The sequence below is a fragment of the Thalassospira sp. NFXS8 genome (assembly GCF_040148805.1).
Taxonomy (GTDB): domain Bacteria; phylum Pseudomonadota; class Alphaproteobacteria; order Rhodospirillales; family Thalassospiraceae; genus Thalassospira.
In genome coordinates, this window is record NZ_JAGEMF010000008.1 from 17983 (window position 1) to 34885 (window position 16903).

Annotated in this window: 15 protein-coding genes and 1 pseudogene; 8 read left to right on the forward strand and 8 right to left on the reverse strand. The window is 52.3% G+C overall.

Annotated elements, in window-relative coordinates; translation table 11 throughout:
- Positions 1-602 precede the first annotated feature (602 nt).
- The 6 genes and pseudogenes from J4E05_RS23395 to J4E05_RS24150 form a co-directional block, all read left to right on the forward strand.
- Entirely contained in the window at positions 603-3236 is a 2634-nt protein-coding gene (locus J4E05_RS23395) for an AAA family ATPase (RefSeq protein ID WP_114090470.1), read from the forward strand.
- Between the two features lie 70 nt (positions 3237-3306).
- Complete coding sequence (locus J4E05_RS23400) at positions 3307-4476, forward strand: AAA family ATPase (RefSeq protein WP_114090471.1); 1170 nt, start codon at positions 3307-3309, stop codon at positions 4474-4476.
- Positions 4469-5125, forward strand: a complete 657-nt coding sequence (locus J4E05_RS23405) for an HNH endonuclease (RefSeq protein ID WP_181847783.1) — start codon at positions 4469-4471, stop codon at positions 5123-5125. The genes J4E05_RS23400 and J4E05_RS23405 overlap by 8 nt, the downstream gene beginning before the upstream one ends.
- A 298-nt stretch (positions 5126-5423) precedes the next feature.
- Positions 5424-5852, forward strand: a complete 429-nt coding sequence (gene tnpA, locus J4E05_RS23410; protein WP_349600787.1) for an IS66-like element accessory protein TnpA — start codon at positions 5424-5426, stop codon at positions 5850-5852.
- The gene (tnpB, locus tag J4E05_RS23415; protein WP_349600790.1) at positions 5849-6196 is read left to right on the forward strand and encodes an IS66 family insertion sequence element accessory protein TnpB; all 348 of its coding nucleotides are present in this window, start codon (positions 5849-5851) and stop codon (positions 6194-6196) included. Before tnpA ends, tnpB begins: the two co-directional genes overlap by 4 nt.
- 81 nt (positions 6197-6277) lie before the next feature.
- Positions 6278-6553: pseudogene (locus J4E05_RS24150) on the forward strand (IS66 family transposase); the annotation flags it as partial.
- 388 nt (positions 6554-6941) lie between these two features.
- On the opposite strand, the gene J4E05_RS23425 reads toward J4E05_RS24150, so the two are convergent.
- The 6 genes from J4E05_RS23425 to J4E05_RS23450 all read right to left on the reverse strand — a co-directional run bounded on the left by J4E05_RS23425 (position 6942) and on the right by J4E05_RS23450 (position 14365).
- Complete coding sequence (locus J4E05_RS23425) at positions 6942-8225, reverse strand: glycerate kinase type-2 family protein (protein ID WP_349600793.1); 1284 nt, start codon at positions 8223-8225, stop codon at positions 6942-6944.
- 35 nt (positions 8226-8260) lie between these two features.
- Entirely contained in the window at positions 8261-9541 is a 1281-nt protein-coding gene (locus J4E05_RS23430) for a TRAP transporter large permease (protein WP_349600795.1), read from the reverse strand.
- Positions 9538-10038, reverse strand: a complete 501-nt coding sequence (locus tag J4E05_RS23435; protein WP_022731351.1) for a TRAP transporter small permease — start codon at positions 10036-10038, stop codon at positions 9538-9540. The genes J4E05_RS23430 and J4E05_RS23435 overlap by 4 nt, the downstream gene beginning before the upstream one ends.
- 69 nt (positions 10039-10107) lie before the next feature.
- Positions 10108-11076, reverse strand: a complete 969-nt coding sequence (locus J4E05_RS23440) for a TRAP transporter substrate-binding protein (RefSeq protein ID WP_022731350.1) — start codon at positions 11074-11076, stop codon at positions 10108-10110.
- A 179-nt stretch (positions 11077-11255) separates the two neighbouring features.
- On the reverse strand, positions 11256-13328 hold the full coding sequence (locus J4E05_RS23445; RefSeq protein ID WP_349600799.1) for an alpha-amylase family protein: 2073 nt from the start codon (positions 13326-13328) through the stop codon (positions 11256-11258).
- A 155-nt stretch (positions 13329-13483) separates the two neighbouring features.
- Positions 13484-14365: a 2-hydroxy-3-oxopropionate reductase gene (locus J4E05_RS23450; protein ID WP_349600802.1), complete on the reverse strand. Its 882-nt coding sequence runs from the start codon at positions 14363-14365 to the stop codon at positions 13484-13486.
- A 272-nt stretch (positions 14366-14637) separates the two neighbouring features.
- Here J4E05_RS23450 and J4E05_RS23455 point away from each other — a divergent pair, with 272 nt between their 5' ends.
- Complete coding sequence (locus J4E05_RS23455; protein ID WP_022731347.1) at positions 14638-15333, forward strand: FadR/GntR family transcriptional regulator; 696 nt, start codon at positions 14638-14640, stop codon at positions 15331-15333.
- A gap of 69 nt (positions 15334-15402) precedes the next feature.
- Positions 15403-15870: a FadR/GntR family transcriptional regulator gene (locus tag J4E05_RS23460; RefSeq protein WP_349600805.1), complete on the forward strand. Its 468-nt coding sequence runs from the start codon at positions 15403-15405 to the stop codon at positions 15868-15870.
- A gap of 92 nt (positions 15871-15962) precedes the next feature.
- On the opposite strand, the gene J4E05_RS24155 is transcribed toward J4E05_RS23460, so the two are convergent.
- Together J4E05_RS24155 and J4E05_RS24160 are read right to left on the reverse strand one after the other, a co-directional pair.
- Positions 15963-16337 (reverse strand): NAD-binding protein, encoded by a 375-nt coding sequence (locus J4E05_RS24155; RefSeq protein ID WP_503012364.1) that lies wholly within the window; start codon positions 16335-16337, stop codon positions 15963-15965.
- Positions 16291-16731, reverse strand: coding sequence for an NAD(P)-dependent oxidoreductase (locus tag J4E05_RS24160; RefSeq protein ID WP_503012365.1), 441 nt, complete (start codon positions 16729-16731; stop codon positions 16291-16293). The genes J4E05_RS24155 and J4E05_RS24160 overlap by 47 nt, the downstream gene beginning before the upstream one ends.
- Between the last annotated feature and the right edge of the window lie 172 nt (positions 16732-16903).

The following is a 16903-nucleotide window of genomic DNA, read 5'->3' on the forward strand; positions in this document are numbered from 1 at the left end:
GCGTCAGAAGACCTTAAAAAACTAAAAAACTTGACTCTGGGATCAACCGGGACAAAATTCCTATTATATTTTCATTAATTGCCCCCTTTCTGGTGAAAACCACCCTACCCCGTCCGCTGGCCGACAGTCCTGTCCCAGCAGGGTTTCCTTCGCCTGCCGAGGACTACTCCGGGCGATCATTCGATCTGAACGATTTCATTGAGCACCCTTCTGCAATCTTCTTTTCCGGCTCACCGGCGATTCGGTCCATCGCTACGCGGCCGTCCTGTCATCGTCCTTTCCACAATGATGGCTGCGCCGTAGCTCGATCAAACGATTATGTGGAATAGCAATTTTAATCATACCGTTATGTTTTTAGCTTTGGTTACCCTTACAAGAACGGCCCTTAGATGACGTTCCGCTCATCCATGGCGAATGACTTGGCAACTCCGATAACGGTTGTTTGCCCGACCCTATCTTTGTTTCGTTCGCATTTCAAAACCGAATGTTTTTTGCAGGCTTTGAGTTACGAAATCCAGTTGAATACAACAAAAAGTTGAGCGCGCATCGATGTCGCGGTAAGGTTCGCGAGAGCGTTGAATCTAGGAACATTGAAGTCTCTTATGTCGACAAGCAATCTATCTGAAAAAACTGATGATACGGTGCCAAAAAGGATTCTGGTTTGGTCGCAGAACCGACCGCTCTGGCAGCGCGACGCGCTTCGCCGCATTGTCTTGAACGGCTATCCAGACGAAAACGCATTCGAGGAGGTATTGGCGCTTTGCAAGAAAGAGCATGGCGATCAATCGGTAACACTAACGGCGGAGGCACTGTCAAAAGACCATCTTCCAGTTGATCCTGGCGCAGGCGAGTCAATTTCACTGACCGGCATCACAAATGTCGCAGGTGTTAATCAACTCGCGACCGGTCAGACGCTTGCATTTGAAGAAGCTGGCATTACCATTGTCTACGGGCAGAACGGCACCGGAAAATCCGGCTATACGCGGATACTCAAGAACGCTTGCCGCTCAAGGCATGCCTGCGAGATCATGTCCGACGTTTACAGCGCTTCCCCTACACGAACAGCAAGGGCCGATTTGACAATCGCCCGTACCAGCGCCGCCACGGAAACCGTCTCATGGGAGAATAATGGCAAGTCTGCCGAATTGCTTGCAGCGATAACGGTTTTTGACCGTGACGCGGCTTCGGTTCACGTTCAAAAGAAGAACGAGGTTTGGTTCCGCCCCTTCGGTCTTGATATTCCGGATGACCTCGCCGGTGTCTGCCAGGAAATCAAAGCGCGCCTGATGATCGAGAAGGAAACATTGGAAGGAAAGCGTAATTCCGTTTTCGCGAATCCAGTCTGGTCTAGCCGGTCAGCGCTCGGCAAAGCTCTCTCCGCGCTTCGACATGATACCGATATCTCGGCCATAACGCCCAAGTCACCATTTTCGGATGCTGACGAAGCACGTCTGACAAAACTGCAAGCCGACCTCGCGCAAGACCCCGCCGTCGCGGCGAAAGCGCAGCGCGATTACGCGACCCAGCTCGATCAACTGGAAACCTATTTGAAGCGTATCGAGCAAGCGCTTAATGCCGACGCCACTCAAGCGCTTCATGCTGCTAAGAAGAGTGCCGACGACATGCGCTCGGCCGCCAATACGGCAGCTCATGATGCATTTTCCAGATTGGCGCTTGAGGGCGTCGGTGAGAACGTCTGGCGGACTCTTTGGGAGTCCGCCAGGGCATATTCGCAAGTAGCCAAAGAAGACGGTACCGCGTTTCCGCCATCGTCAGGGGATATCTGCGTTCTGTGCCATCAGGAGATCGACGAGCCTACCGCCGCGCGGATGCTTGGCTTCGAAGAGTTCATCAAGAAGGACACGGAAACCAAAGCTGCCGCGGTCGAGCGCGTCTTTCAGGAAACGGAGCAGAAGTTCCGCGCTGCCCCCGTCCACGTCAACAAGATCTCTGTGGCCTATCGGAGATTGAAGGCCAGTAATTTCGCACTCGCGAAGCAAGTGCTGAGATTCATCGCCCTCGCACGGCGCGTCCAGGCCCAGACCCTTGCGCAGATCTCGGGCGAAGAAGTTCCGAATCCGCTGGCTCTGCCTGAATCCGTTACAGATGCCGTACGCAACGAAGCCACAAACACACGCGCCTATGCTACTTCTCTCTATGACACATCCGGCGGTGAAGCACGGGAAGCTGTTCTCAATGAACAGGCAGACTTGCAGGATAGGAAACAAAGTCGCGATCTACTGGATATCGCGAAAACGGAAATCGCACGGCTTGTTGAGCTAAAGCGAATTGAAGACTGCTTGCGCGATACCGCGACGACGGCGATCACGCGGCTTGGAAACGAGATTGCCGACAATCTGATTACACCGCGCATGCGCGACCGGTTTCAACAAGAAATTGTCGCGCTGGCCGGTAACCGCGTGCGGGTCGAGGTCGTGCGCTCGGGGGGGAAATTCGGTTCACCACAATACGAGGTGAAGCTCTATGCCAACCCGAAAGCCAAGGTTCATGATGTCCTCAGCGAGGGAGAGCAGACCTGTGTAGCGTTGGCCTCATATCTTACCGAACTGGCCAACGCATCGCATACATCAGCGCTTGTGTTCGATGATCCGGTTTCCTCGCTGGACCATCGCTGGCGATCAAATGTCGCTAAGCGCCTGGCCAAGGAAGCCGGCGTACGGCAGGTTATCGTGTTCACGCATGACATGATCTTCGTAAACGATTTAGCACAGTTGGCCTTGGAGCGTAATACGCCGATTGCGCTCGCGCATCTCACGCGCGGTCAGGATGTCGTCGGCATCGTCAACAAGGATTTGCCGTGGACGGCGTCGAGCATTCGCGACCGGATCGACAAGCTTGAAAAAGCGGCGCGTGCCGCAAAGTGCTTATTCGAGGCGCATGACGACGAAGGCTACAAAACGGAAGTGGCATCGCTCTACAGTCGCCTTCGAGCAACTTGGGAACGGGCGCTGGAAGATATCGTATTTGCCAACGTCGTGATACGTCACCGCGACTATATTGATACCAAGCGCTTGAAGCAGGTTACTGCTCTCGAAGAAATCGATGTGCGAACCTTCGAGAGCGGATTCAAGAAATGTTGTGATTTCGTCGATGCGCACGACCCGTCCCGCGGTCATGATCCTGAGCCACCAGAGCCTGCCGAAGTCATGGCCGATATTCAGGCATTGAAGGATTGGTCAAAAGTTTTACGGAGCAAGATGAACACCATCCGTTGAAATTTCCGCGTTTTCGTCGGTGTTATTGAAATGGATTCTTTGCTAGCGCTTTCAGGATGGGTAATCGGGAATGATTGAATCTTTGGACTTTGACCGCTTTAGCTCGCTGGGCAGAGAACAGGTTGCCATCTTGGTAGGGCCTAATGGCGCAGGCAAAAGCAATTTCCTGCGCGAATTAGCTTCAAACCTTCGTCAATCTAGGAATCTCGCAGTAATCTGCAATACCGCATATGACCGTTTTTTGGGGATGCGAGGCATAAAGCGCATCTCGGCTGGTCGTACCGAGCGTTCACCTAAATCTGTGGTTAAGTTCGCAGTTGCAGACACTCTCGATGACGATGACAGTCGCTTCTATCAAATTGCCAAGGTTCTCGATTATTGCGGCTATCGTGATCGGATAGGTTTCAAAGTCAAACTGAAGAACCAGCACAAGCACCTTGATCCGCAGGTTCTGTTGAATGACGGTGGAGTTCCGCGCGACATCGCTCTAGCAACCAGCTATTTTGAGCGTTTCGAGTCAGATGAAATCCATTGGGTGGGTGATCGCGAGCGCCTCTTAAGTTATTCGCAGGGGCGGGAGTTTGCGAGCGTATTGCGTTTGGAAAAAACCTTACGCAAAGCTGGATATTTAAGCGACATTAAGGTGTATCTGCAGCGGAGAGATGGTCCGACTATCGAACTCTTGACCGCCAGCTCTGGTGAACTCTCCCTGATCTCATCCTTACTCTTTCTGATCGCCAATCGTGACGCCGATCCTTTAGTTCTGGTTGATGAACCAGAGAACAGCCTTCATCCGAACTGGCAGCGCGAATATGTCGACAAACTTCTTAACGCACTCGAATATCGAAATGCCACCATTGTCATAGCCACTCATGCACCATTGATTGTGACTGGCGCACTTGCCAACGCACGTGATGTAATTTCAGTGTTCCAGATTGATCGTGATAAACCTAAGAAGATCAATTTGGAAAACTCGGCACTCTCAACTGAGAGCATCGAAGAGATTTTATGGCGTGCCTTCGATGTGATCACCCCTGCCAGCCACTACGTCAGCGAGGAATTATCCAGTATTCTGAGAAAACTTGAGGAGGGTGGCATCGATAGTGAAGCAGCACTTGCTTGCGTCAACGTTATGGACCAACAAAGTTTTGATAATGGGCAGCGCGCATTCTTTGAAGCAGTGCGCACGTTGATAAAGAAGGTTGTTGCAGAGCGCGAAAGGCAGGGCCGCGATGGTTGATCCTTATCAGCCGCCGCTGGACGACTTTGCATATGAAGAAGACGAAATCGCAGTAATCAATCTAGCTTTAGCTAGCGAGAAACCTTGGGATTATGTACCCGGTACCGCCGCTGAAATCACCGCACTGAAGAGCGCAAAGACAAAGATACTAAACCTGCACCTTCAGCGCCATGGTTGTACCTGTTGCTATTGCCGGACCAACCTGAAGGGCGCTGGTCCATTTATGACGGATCGCGAGCATATTCTACCAAAGAGTAATCCAGCATATAGGGCGCTGAGCTATACGCTTTGGAATCTCGCTGCGGCGTGCAAACGCTGCAATATGCAATTCAAGCGAAGTGGTGATGATTTCGTGATTGATTGCGATAATGCCACGGCTCTGGCACAGAGCGATAATTACCGGTTTGTGCACCCTAACTTTGACCTGTGGGACGATCATCTGACACGGCTAGCAGTCCAGGTGAACGCCAAGAATATTGTAAAAATCATATGCCGGGATACCGACAAGGCAGCTTACACCTATGGTTTTTTTCACATGAAAGACCTTGAGATTGAGAGCTTCGACGCGGCCCAAGGCCTCAGGGGCCGGAATGAGGAAAGTGCAGCGGTGATGGAGTTGCGAAAGCTCGTTCAGAAATTCGGACAGTGAGACTACGAATGAAAGGTCCATTTTCGAGGGTTTAGTACAGCTTGGAAAACGGCCTGCCATTGAGACGGCACGTAATGAGTAACATCCATTGTTAATCAGCAAGAGCGACAAGCGCTTCTGAACGTCTACTTCGCGGTTGCTTAAATTGGCTTTGCAGAGAGGCTTTTTTTGCAAGGTAGCCATGGTGAGACGCTTACAGCTGTTCGGAGACGCCGCTCCCTCTTGCTCCGTAAGCGTACAGTCAGAGCTACCTTGCGGGAGAGAACAAAAGACCGGATTTTAGGAGCCAGAGGGAGCGTTGTCTCCGAACAGCTCAGGAAATCAGGATTTTGTCGACATATGTAGTTATGGCATTATCAACGGACGCCGTCTGACGACAGAAGAAAAGCAGCGCCTAGTTGCCGCGAGTTTTACCACTGATGTGTCGGTTCGGGAATTTGCGATCCGGCACGGAATTGGGTACAGCACCCTGACCAGATGGCGTCGACAGTATGGCAGGCTGGCAGATGGCAGCCCGACTTTTGTGCCGGTCGCGCTGACGGGCCGTCAGGATGTTCCGGATAGTTCTTCTGATCGCCAGGAAGATGTCTCTTTGCCTGAGCCAGTTGATGAGGCCGGGATTGCCCGGATCGTCATTGCCCTGCCCAATGGCCGCCGTCTTGAAGTGCTCGAAACGATCCCGCCGCGCACATTGAAACACCTGCTGTCTGTTCCGGAGGTCTCATGATCCAGGTCGCGGGTGGTGTGCGTGTTTATCTGGCATTGGGCCGAACAGATATGCGCAAAGGCATAAACGGCCTGTCGATGCTGGTACAGGAGGTTCTGGGCAAGGATGTTTTTGCCGGTCATCTTTTTGTGTTTCGCGGGCGTCGGGGCGACCTGATCAAAATTCTGTGCCGGGATGGTCAAGGGTTCTGCCTGTTTGCCAAACGGCTGGAACGGGGAAGGTTCGTCTGGCCCTCGGCAAACGAGGGTGTTGCCCATGTGACATCGGCGCAATTGAGCATGTTGCTCGAAGGGATCGACTGGCGGATGCCGCAACGCACATGGCGTCCGGAGATGGCGGGATAAGACCGAAAAAAAGCGGATATTTTTTAATCAGAACCGGCAGAAACGCTTGGGTTGAAGCCGCATATTGGCTATAATTGGGCCATGCAAAATCCACCCGTCGATCTCCCCGACAGCATTGAGGACCTTAAAGCCATCATCGCCCGTCAGGCCGATGAGTTTACGGTGGCGCGGCAAGAATTATCCTCTGCCCGCAGTGAGTTATCTGCCGCCAAATCCGGCCTTCAGGTCAAGACACTGGAGATCGAGAAGCTCAAGCTCACGATCGCCCGGTTGCGCAAAATGGCGTTTGGCAAATCATCCGAAAAGATCCATCGGGAGATCGCCCAGCTGGAACTGTCGCTGGAGGAACTCGAAAGCGAGTGTCAGGTGCCACAAAAGCTGACATTTGACTTCTTACAAAATCAACTCCTTAGCATTTTCAATTGCCAGATAAGTTGTCATCGATTGTCACAAAAGATGACAAAAACCTGCAGAATTGACAGAAAAGCTGACATTTCTATTGCCCAGCTTCAAAACAGCTCCCGACGTTGATTGATTTCTTCATGTTCAACTTTGCTCAGCAGCTTGGAAGTCGCACCTATCGAAATAAAGACGAGCTCTTCGTTCATCTACTTGAGAAATTGAGAGTGGTCTCACGCAGACCTGCAATGCAGGGCAAATTTCGATAGGTATATGCTTCCTCGGGACCAACCGAACATCGCTGCCGGTCAAACAGTAGAAGAACAGGTAGATAAAACTACAATAATCAAGGAAGCAGAAGCACTTGAACGTCGGCCACGTTCGTGCCTGTTGCACCAGTGACCAGTAGATCATGTGCGCGGCTTAGCGCTTCATGGCTGTCATTGTTTCTGAGCAACGCATCAAGGTTCCCACCTGCGTCCGCGATCCGTTTCAGCGTGCCTTCGTCAACCAATGCGCCTGCCGCATCTGTCGGACCATCTCGTCCATCTGTCCCCCCCGAAAGGAACACCCAGTTATCTTGCAAGGTGTCTTTTGCTGCCAAGGCAAAGCGAAGCGCTAGTTCCTGGTTGCGTCCGCCGCGTCCCGATCCTTTGATCTGGACGGTTGTTTCTCCGCCGAAAATCAGGGCTACCGGCCCTTTGGCAGATCGCGCTGCAGCGATAACTTCCGTCGCTGCCCTTTCGACATCGCCAACAAGAGCATCACTAACAATGTGAGCGTCAAAACCTTTGGGGGCGGCAGCCAACATCGCTTCCAGACTTTGCCGGTTTGACCCGATCAGATGATTTGATGCCGTTGGCAGATCAATTATCGGCGCGCTCTTGACCAGATGATCGCGAATGCTGGCCGGGACTTTATCCCAAATCCCCAACGACTTCATAAGCGATACAGCCTGCTGGGGCGTTCCAATCGGTGCCACGGTAGGACCAGAAGCGATGGCCCGCAAATCGTCACCGATTACATCAGACAGCAGTAAAGCATGCACTTCGGCTGGCGCCGCAAACCGTAAAAGACCGCCCCCTTTAAGATCATCAACCTGCTGGCGAATCAGATTCATGTCGTTGATCGCAAGCCCGCTGGCAAGCAGCACGTCATTCAAGCTGCCGTAATCTTCGACAGAAATGCCACCGGCAGGCGCTATCATCAGCGATGACCCACCGCCTGAAATCAGCGCAACAACAACATCGCCCTCGCGTGACGCCTGTAAAAAATCAATGACGCAACGGCCAGCATGCGCGGAAGCTGCATCGGGCACCGGATGCATCCCCGCTATGACCGTCGTGCCGACGAGGTCACACATGTTTTCCGGATTCGTCACGACAAGAGCATCATGTACATCAGGTATCGCGCTTTGCGCCGCCCGCATCATTGGAATAGCAGCCTTGCCAATCGCCAAAACAATGCACCGCCCCCCTTTTTTTGAGGGCAGCGGGCTTACTGCGAGTTGCCGGCGCACACCTTCTTCCGGATCGGCCCTTTTAACGGCAGCGGCAAACATGTCTTTGGCATGTTCCCGCAATTCTGCAATGCCCTGAGAGCCTAAGGTGCCTTGATCTGTGGTGTTCATTTTCTACCTTCATGTGTCTGGTACATCTCAACTGCCTAAGACCCGTTAATGAATTCCACCGGCCACAGTGAAACCGCGGGCACGTAGGTGATGATCATTAGGGCGGCAAAAACTGTCAGAACAAACCACAGCAATTGAGGGATAATTTTCTCAACCGGCAGCTTGGCAACAGCACAGGCCGCGAAAAGATTGACGCCCAATGGGGGCGTAATCATGCCAAGCGCAAGGTTAACCACAATGATCAGCCCGAAATGAACCGGGTCAACGCCATAAGACATTGCAACTGGTGTCAATATCGGAGCCAAAACCAATATCGCTGCTGCGGTCTCAATGAACATACCGACCACGAGAAGCAAGAGATTCACAGCCAGAAGGAACGAGTATTTACTTTCAAACATCCCCTTGATTGAGCTGGCAATTTCATTGGGCAAGCCTGAACGGGCAATCAAAAATGAAAACAATGCCGCAGCCGAGATAATCAGCATGATTGCCGATGTTGCAATGACCGTCGACCTCAGGACCGGATAAAGGTTTTGCACCTTCAGTTCGCGATAGAACACCCCACCAACAACGAGTGCAGCCACCACAGCAGCAGCACTGGCTTCTGTTGGAGTGAAAACCCCGGAATAGATACCGCCAAGAATAACGAAGGGAACCAGAAGCGCTGGCATTGCCGAAAACAGAGCTTTCAGGAACCCTGGACGATCATCCTTGCCAAGCTTGCCGATCCCTCGAAGACGGCACAAAATCAGAACCAGTGCCATCAGTGATCCGGCGACCAGTATCCCTGGACCAAGCCCTGCAACGAACAAGTCACCAATCGATGTTTCGGTGGAAACACCGTAAAGAATGAGCGGAATGGAAGGGGGAATAAGAACCCCAAGCTCGGCGGAGCTGGCCTGGACGGAGGCCGCGAAAGGTGCAGGGTAGCCTTGCTTAACCATCGCAGGTATCAGGATCGCACCGATGGCAAAGGTCGTTGCAACCGAAGAGCCGGAAACGGACGCAAAAAGCATACATGTCAAAACACAGGAGGCAGCAAGACCACCCTGAATACCGCCAACAACTGATTTGGCGAGTTCAACCAGACGATAAGAAATGCCGCCCGCCGACATAAGGTTCCCGGCAAGAATAAACAGCGGGATCGCCATCAGGGGAAAACTGTCGAGACCGGCGAACATCCGTTGCGCCACAAGCAACAGCGGAAGGCGGCCATGGACCTCTATGCCGATAACCGACGCCAAACCGATTGAGATCGCGATCGGCACACCGACAACAAAGAAGATCAAAAGAGACAGAACAATTGCTGTATTCACTGGGCTTCCTCCCAATGATCAACGCAACCATGTTGAATAGCCCTGATTGCACTGCCCAGTGCCGACATCAAAATAAAGACAGATGCCGTCGGCAATGCCGCATAGGCCCAAGACATTGACAGATCGAGACCGGCAACCGTTTGGCGCGCAACGCGCCCGGTCATGGCCCAGCCTTGCCAAAACAGGATCGCAAAGAAGATGATGGTCAGCGCCGTGGCAACCAGATAAAGAGCAACACCAAACTTGCGCGGCAACACCCTCTGAACAAGATCGACGGCAATCATACCGCCCTCGCGGATCGCAGGGGCCACGCCCATAAATACCCCCCAAATCATAGCAAACCGTGTGATAACCTCCGTCCAGGTAGACGGGTGGCCAAAAATGAAACGGGTGGATACCTGATAAACTGCAAGCCCGGCTGCGATCAGCAAAAATGCAATGGCACACACAAGAGCGAACTGCGTCGCGGCCGTCTCGACACGCAAAAAAAGCTTCATCCGAACGTTTCTTCCAAAAAGAAAAAAGGACCAGCGCATGGCGCGCTGGTCCGGTCACAAAATCAGGCGTTATTTGACGGCCTTGATCCGCTCGATCATCTCAGAACCATATTGGTCTGTATAAACGGCGTAGGATGCTTCTTCTGCCAGTTTTGCAAACGGTGCCTTATCGACGTCAGTCAGAACCTCCATACCGTGTTCGCGCATCATGGCGACCCCGCTATCTTCAAGACGGTTGACCTCAGCGCGGTTCGCTTCAACCCCTGCCTTCGCTGCCTCGTAGAACCAACCTTTTTGTTCATCACTCAGCCCCTCGAACAAGGCAGGTGATGCAAGGAAAATGGCCGGTGAATAGACATGACCAGTCAGAGATGCGTATTTCTGCACTTCCCAGAACTTAGAAGCCGAGATCACGGTAACCGGGTTTTCCTGACCATCAACAACGCCTTGCTGCAGGGCACTAAACACTTCCGGAAATGCCATCGGTGTTGGCGCGGCCCCCATGCCCGAAAAGGCGGCCATATGGACTTTGTTCTCCATGGTGCGCAGCTTAAGACCATCCAGATCACCGGGCGTTTTCACAGGATGAACATTGTTGGTAACATGACGAAAGCCATTTTCGGCCCATGCCAGGCCAACCAGATTATTCTCATCGACCTTTTTGAGTAATTCCTGACCGATCTCTCCATCAAGCACCTTGCGGGCATGATCATAGTCGCGGAACAGGAACGGTAGATCAAAGGCGTAAACTTCGGGAACGAAGTTGCCAAGCGGCCCGGTCGACACCATGGCCAGATCAACCGAGCCGATCTGCAGCCCTTCGATCAGGTCGCGCTCGCCGCCAAGCTGACCGGCAGGTGCCTGTATTCCGGTAAACTCACCACCAGAAAGCTCTTCAAGCTTGTCAAAGAATGCTTCGGCGCCAACGCCGAAATGCGAGGTCTCGGAAGTAATTGTGCCAAGGATAAGTTGCTGTGCGGCCTGCACTGGTGTGGAAAGCGCGAAGGCAATCGCCGCACCGATAATAAAGTGTTTCATCTTGTTTCCTCCACTGATGTCTATGCGAAAGTCTTGTTATGCTTGGGCGACAGCCCCGCTTTCGTCTAATAGACTTGGTTATGCGCCTGATCCTTTATGGATGGCGCGTTTCAAACAGTTGGTTCGCTGTTCTGGAAGTCATGCCCGCACCTAGCCGTCCGGGCATGACACCCCCTCTGTCATTGCGCTGCTTCGGGCAGCACGACGACCTCGTAAAGACCAAGCTCAGGCAGCTCGAGCACGAGCGCGCCATCTTCAGTTTGGCCTTCAATTTCTTTATCCGTCTTCAGAAGTCGCGCCGGACCGACGCCACCCTTTACCCGGAGGACACCGCCCGAGATTGGCAAATGCGGTCCAACGGATCGGGTTCGCATCCCGCTTTGATTGATCAAATGAATGACTAGGCCTGCATCCGACCGTCCAACGACAATTTCAACCTGATCTGGCAATTCAGCCGTGACCGTCAGGGTCGCAAGATCGGCCACACAATCGAGGAAGAAATCCCTGATTTCGGTCGTCCCGAATTCTCGATAGGTATGACCAACGGCCCACGGAAACTGGGTAACACTGCCACCATTGATCAACCGAACCGCAGCTGGGTGGTCGCTAAGGATATGGCCATAACACTTTTCGGGTGGGCCGAACGGCGCTTGCGGTGCAAGACGGCCCATCTTTTCGGCACGCGGCTTCCAAACGTAATTGGCATAGGTGCCGTAAACGGCCACCATACGCGGCGCAAAACAAAACGCATCAGATTGCGTTTGTTCAGCATCGGTCACGAATGTCGACCACAAGTCGGAACCGGTCAAAACATTACCAGCGCGCATGATAGCAGGGCCTGTGGCAAGTTCGCCTTCGCCCTCGTCGGTTATTGCACTGCCTCCGGTCAGCACAACATTCCCACCAGCCGCCACATAGGCGTCCAAAGCCGATGCCGTATCAGATCCAACCTGACCAAGGTCAGGTAAAATGATCATCTGGAACTGACTGAGACGACCTTCTTCAGCGATCTTGGAAATGCATTCGACTGCCACCACGTCAAACGGTAGATTACGCTCCGTCAAGCCAGAGAAAAGCCCCCGGAATTCAGACACACTTTGTGCATAACCTGGCTCAGCGCGGCGCACCGGATCAGGCCTAACCAGCGCAATATTTGAGGCGGGTCGAAGACCGCGATAAATTTCATGATGGTTGCGATGAAAGCACTGAATTTGGCCTGCCACAGGCAGGTTTGCATAGGGAATACGGCCCGGTGCACCCATGATATATGTCGACGGATTTCCGCCGCGCGCGATTGCCTGCAGCAAATATTGCGCGAACATTTCAGGCTGCTCGCCAGACATCCGATAGGGCATATCGATGAAAGATACCGAGTTCACCAACAGGGAAATCTCGGGCAGACCAGTCATATGTGCGCCGACATTCTCTGAGGTGTTATGGTGCCATGGCTCTCGCCCGAATGCGTTGTTTGCCTCGTAGTAGACAATCGGCGCACCGCGTTTGAGAACAAGCGCCGCATCCGGACGTCTGGCGCTGATATGGTCCGAGATCTTGGCACACAGTGTGGTTACGACATCATTTGCAAAACTCAACCACTGCGCATAGTTCGGGTGCCCCGGACCATCGGGAAGCTCCTTGCCACCGGAGTATGTCGCAAAGCGCTCTCGGCAAACATTGCAACTACAAACGCCGTGATAGACCCGGCTGTAATCCATTTCGGAAAAATCGAACCAGTTAAAAAAGAACCCATCAATCGGATAGCGATCAATGACCTCATCCAGAATGTCTAACGACCGGTTCTGATAATAATCACGGTTCGGACAGGTGCTATAAAGCGTGTTGTAAATCTGCGGCTCGCCCTTCGGCGATACAAACAACCACTCCGGATGTTCCTTGGCAATACGTGGGGATACCTTGGAAAAATCGAGGCGTGACAGGACTTTGATCCCGCGTCTCTTTGCAGCGGCAACAGTATCACCAATCAGATCTCCTGACGGTCGGTCTGCCAGAAAGGGATTGCGAGTCTGATAGGGCAGATCGGTCGGATAAAACGAAGAGATCCCTCCGGTATTAATCAGCCACGTCGTCGCACCCTGAGCCTCAATTCTATCAAGAGTCTGTTCAACATCCATAGTTGCGTCGATCTCTTGCAGATTGGTTTGGAACACAGAAAAGGGACGGCGCCACCACCCGTCTTCTCCGGTGAAAGATGTTCCACCAGATTTACGATCCTGTTCGTTTTCCCCTGACATCTTATTTTCCTTATATTTAGGTAGTTGCCGAGCATGGCGCAGCGACGCTTTCAGTGCCTCGACACCATGCTCAGCTATCACAGCTTGGTAAATCTGTAATAATTTGTCAACACGATCTATATCCTGATAATGCGCACTGCCTGATCACACGCCGACTATTCAGAATCTGAACCGGATATTGCGCCAAGCACACGGAACAGTGCGGAATGGTCACTCTGCCCCTCGCCTTGTGCAATCGCAGCATTCATGATCTGAACCACACCAGCAGTATTCGGAAGCGCGACATTTAGCTGCCCCGCATTGCTCAGGGCGATATTCAAGTCTTTGCGATGCAAGGCGATTTTGAAACCAGGGTCGAAGGTTTCATCAATCATCCGTTGTCCATGCAATTCGAGGATTCGCGACTGAGCAAAGCCGCCCAGCATGGCGTCACGAGCGACCTGCAGATCGACACCAGCCTTTTCCGCAAGAAGAAAGGCTTCGCTAACAGCTTGGATCGTCAGACCAACCACGATCTGGTTGGCAACCTTGACTGTTTGCCCTGCCCCTGTATCGCCGACGTGGGTGATGTTTTTCCCCATTGCCTCCAACACTGGACGCGCAGAAGCCACCGCATCCTGGGTTCCACCAACCATGATCGAAAGGGTTCCTTCCCGTGCGCCAGTTTCGCCACCAGACACAGGTGCATCAACATATTGCGCACCAAGGGCATTGATTTTTGAGGCAAATTCCTTGGTTGCCAGCGGCGATATCGAACTCATATCAACCAAGATCGCGCCTGAACCAAGCGTGGAGGCAACCCCTTGATCGCCAAACAAAACCGAATCCACGTCTGGCGTATCAGGAACGATCAAAATAACGATATCGCTTCCTTGCGTGACCTCTGCAGGCGTTTCGCAGGCAGTCGCACCGAGATCAACCAGATAACGCGACGCATCTTTTACCCGCGTAATCCGCAATTCGTGCCCTGCTTTGATCAAGCGCTCAGCCATTGGGCGCCCCATAGTACCAAGCCCGATGAAGCCAATTTTTGCCATGATAGTTTCCTCCGTCGTGATTATGATACGCGTGTGCACTCCGGGATAACCGGATATCATTTTCGCCTGATTGGCCAAACGGAAGTAACAGATTTTTACAAATTTTCCAACTCGCTTGCGATAACAATGCAATTTTGCTAGCTTGGAAGCTGGTAAGGTCAGATAAAATCGCACCCCCACACGCTGTTTTTAAGGCAAGGGTCAAAGTGCCCAATGATGTCTTTTCCGACGGGCGTGCTAAATATCCAAAGCATCAGATTGGGAGGATAAACGTGACGGTTGATGAAGTCGCAGACAAGCTGTCTGACATTACGTACCGTGAAATGTTTGATCTCATCCGTAACGGAACCTGGGCAGAAAATTCACGTCTGCCTTCCGAAAACGAGATGGCACGTCAGTTCAACGTTTCGCGTCCGGTGATCCGACAAGCGCTTGCACGGCTCCGTACTGAGGGGCTTATTTTATCACGTCGCGGATCGGGTAGCTTCGTTACGCGAAAGCCGTCTTCAGACGTGCAGTTTCCGGTAATTGCCAGTATTGCAGACATTGCTCCCTTTTCCAGCTTCCGCGAGGGTGTGGAGGGTGAGTCGGCAGCTCTTGCAGCTGAGCGCCGCACTGACAAGCAACTGGAAATGTTGCGCAGCGTATCGACCTGCCAGCCGGGAGATTCAATTGAGGATAGCGCAGGCAGAGATTTCAAATTTCATGTCGGCATTGCCGAGGCATCAGGCAACCCGTTCTACGTCAACACACTGCTGTCACTTCGTACACAAATACAATTATGCATGAATCTTACATGGAATATTGCGGCTTTCAGTTCCGACTTTAATAAAGCTGTAAATCACGAGCACCAGGAGATTTTTGACGCCATCGAAGCCAAAGACCCAGAGCGTGCACGCACCGCGATGCGTCACCATGTATGCTCGTCTCATAAGCGACTGATGGAAGGACAGACAGGAAAATCCTGACGAGATATGTCATCAGAGCAGCAAGATAGACAAAACCATACCGTGCATGGAAGTTTGGAGCATCGATAGATGAACCCGCGAAATTTTTGTTTCGAATACAGAATTGGCATTGAAGGTGAGGCCGCAGCGGCGGCAGCAAGATACCGCACCGAAACGGATATTGCGCGCCTGAAGAAAGCGATGTCCGACCTCGAAAAGCTCCACCAAGCGTCACAATTCTCCTTTGAAGTGGATTTCGAATTCCATCTCTCTGTCGCCCGTGCCACGCATAACAACTTTTTCCTAAGCTGTCTGGAAACTATGCTGCCAGAGATTCGCAGCGGCATGGTGCTTGCTATCGCCCCATCAGGTCTTTCAGCAGAAATGAAAGGCATGGCAATCCGCCAACAACACCTTGCCGTTTTTAATGCCATAGAAAGACGCGATGATGCTGGGGCGCGCCATGCGATGCGTATGCATCTGTCTCGTTGCAGCCAATCAACCCGGCACTGGGACGGTGCAGGAACTGCGTTAGAACTTGACGAACAACCATACTGAAGCACGTTAGCAAACGAACACTCTTATACTCTTGCCCCGCATATACGGGGATTTTGCCGCAAGCAGCGCTCACGGCAAAACCGAATTACTGATCAGGAATTCACCTGATGGGCGGCCATCGTTTCCAGAGCCCGTACGAGTGCCGAATGATCTTCCTCTCCATGCCCCAATGCACCGCAGACATTGAACAGTTCCTGAACCAGTGATGTCGATGGGAGTGAGAGTTTGATACTTCTTGCGGCATCAAGGGCGTTGTTGATGTCTTTTTGATGCAGTGGAATGAGAAATCCTGGCTCGAAATTGCGATCAATCATACGCTGACCATGCATTTCAAGGATCTTTGAGGATGAAAATCCACCCATCAATGCGCCACGCACCTTTGCCGGATCAGCCCCCGCTTTTGACGCGAACAGCAAACCTTCAGACACCGCATTGATGGTCAGTGCGACAATGATCTGATTGGCCAACTTTGGCCGTTTGCCCATCACCAACGCCCCCCCCCCCGACAAGATTAATGTTTTTGCCCATGACTTTAAGGACAGGTAGGACCTTGTCGAAATCCTCTTGCGTGCCACCAACCATGATGGAAAGGGTTGCAGATTTGGCACCGGCTTCACCGCCGGACACCGGCGCATCAAGATACGCACAGTTAAGGTCAGAAATATGGCTGGCGAATTCTTTGGTTGCAACCGGAGAAATCGAACTCATATCGATGACAGTTTTACCCGCATCAAGCCCCTGAGCCACGCCGCTCTTGCCAAACAGGACAGCCTCAACATCAGGCGTATCAGGCAACATCAGGATGATAATGTCCGATGCCTTGGCAACATCCTTTGCCGATTTGGCTTCCTGACCGCCCATTTCTACCAAATGACGGGATTTGTCTTTTATCCGATGAAGCTGAACGCTATGTCCTGCTGAAATCAGGTGCCAGCCATCGGTTGCCCCATTACACCCAAACCAATGAATCCGATATTCATTTTGATCCTACCTTTTTTACTATGTTTGATGTTTACCTGTCCGAACCGGTAGA

What these genes read in the sequence shown, in the direction of transcription:
- J4E05_RS23395 (WP_114090470.1), top strand. Translation starts at nt 603, where the DNA reads ATGTCGACAAGCAATCTATCTGAAAAAACTGATGATACGGTGCCAAAA.
- J4E05_RS23400 (WP_114090471.1), top strand. Translation starts at nt 3,307, where the DNA reads ATGATTGAATCTTTGGACTTTGACCGCTTTAGCTCGCTGGGCAGAGAA.
- J4E05_RS23405 (WP_181847783.1), top strand. Translation starts at nt 4,469, where the DNA reads ATGGTTGATCCTTATCAGCCGCCGCTGGACGACTTTGCATATGAAGAA.
- tnpB (WP_349600790.1), top strand. Translation starts at nt 5,849, where the DNA reads ATGATCCAGGTCGCGGGTGGTGTGCGTGTTTATCTGGCATTGGGCCGA.
- J4E05_RS23425 (WP_349600793.1), bottom strand. Translation starts at nt 8,225, where the DNA reads ATGAACACCACAGATCAAGGCACCTTAGGCTCTCAGGGCATTGCAGAA.
- J4E05_RS23435 (WP_022731351.1), bottom strand. Translation starts at nt 10,038, where the DNA reads ATGAAGCTTTTTTTGCGTGTCGAGACGGCCGCGACGCAGTTCGCTCTT.
- J4E05_RS23440 (WP_022731350.1), bottom strand. Translation starts at nt 11,076, where the DNA reads ATGAAACACTTTATTATCGGTGCGGCGATTGCCTTCGCGCTTTCCACA.
- J4E05_RS23445 (WP_349600799.1), bottom strand. Translation starts at nt 13,328, where the DNA reads ATGTCAGGGGAAAACGAACAGGATCGTAAATCTGGTGGAACATCTTTC.
- J4E05_RS23450 (WP_349600802.1), bottom strand. Translation starts at nt 14,365, where the DNA reads ATGGCAAAAATTGGCTTCATCGGGCTTGGTACTATGGGGCGCCCAATG.
- J4E05_RS23460 (WP_349600805.1), top strand. Translation starts at nt 15,403, where the DNA reads ATGAACCCGCGAAATTTTTGTTTCGAATACAGAATTGGCATTGAAGGT.
- J4E05_RS24160 (WP_503012365.1), bottom strand. Translation starts at nt 16,731, where the DNA reads ATGGGCGGTCAGGAAGCCAAATCGGCAAAGGATGTTGCCAAGGCATCG.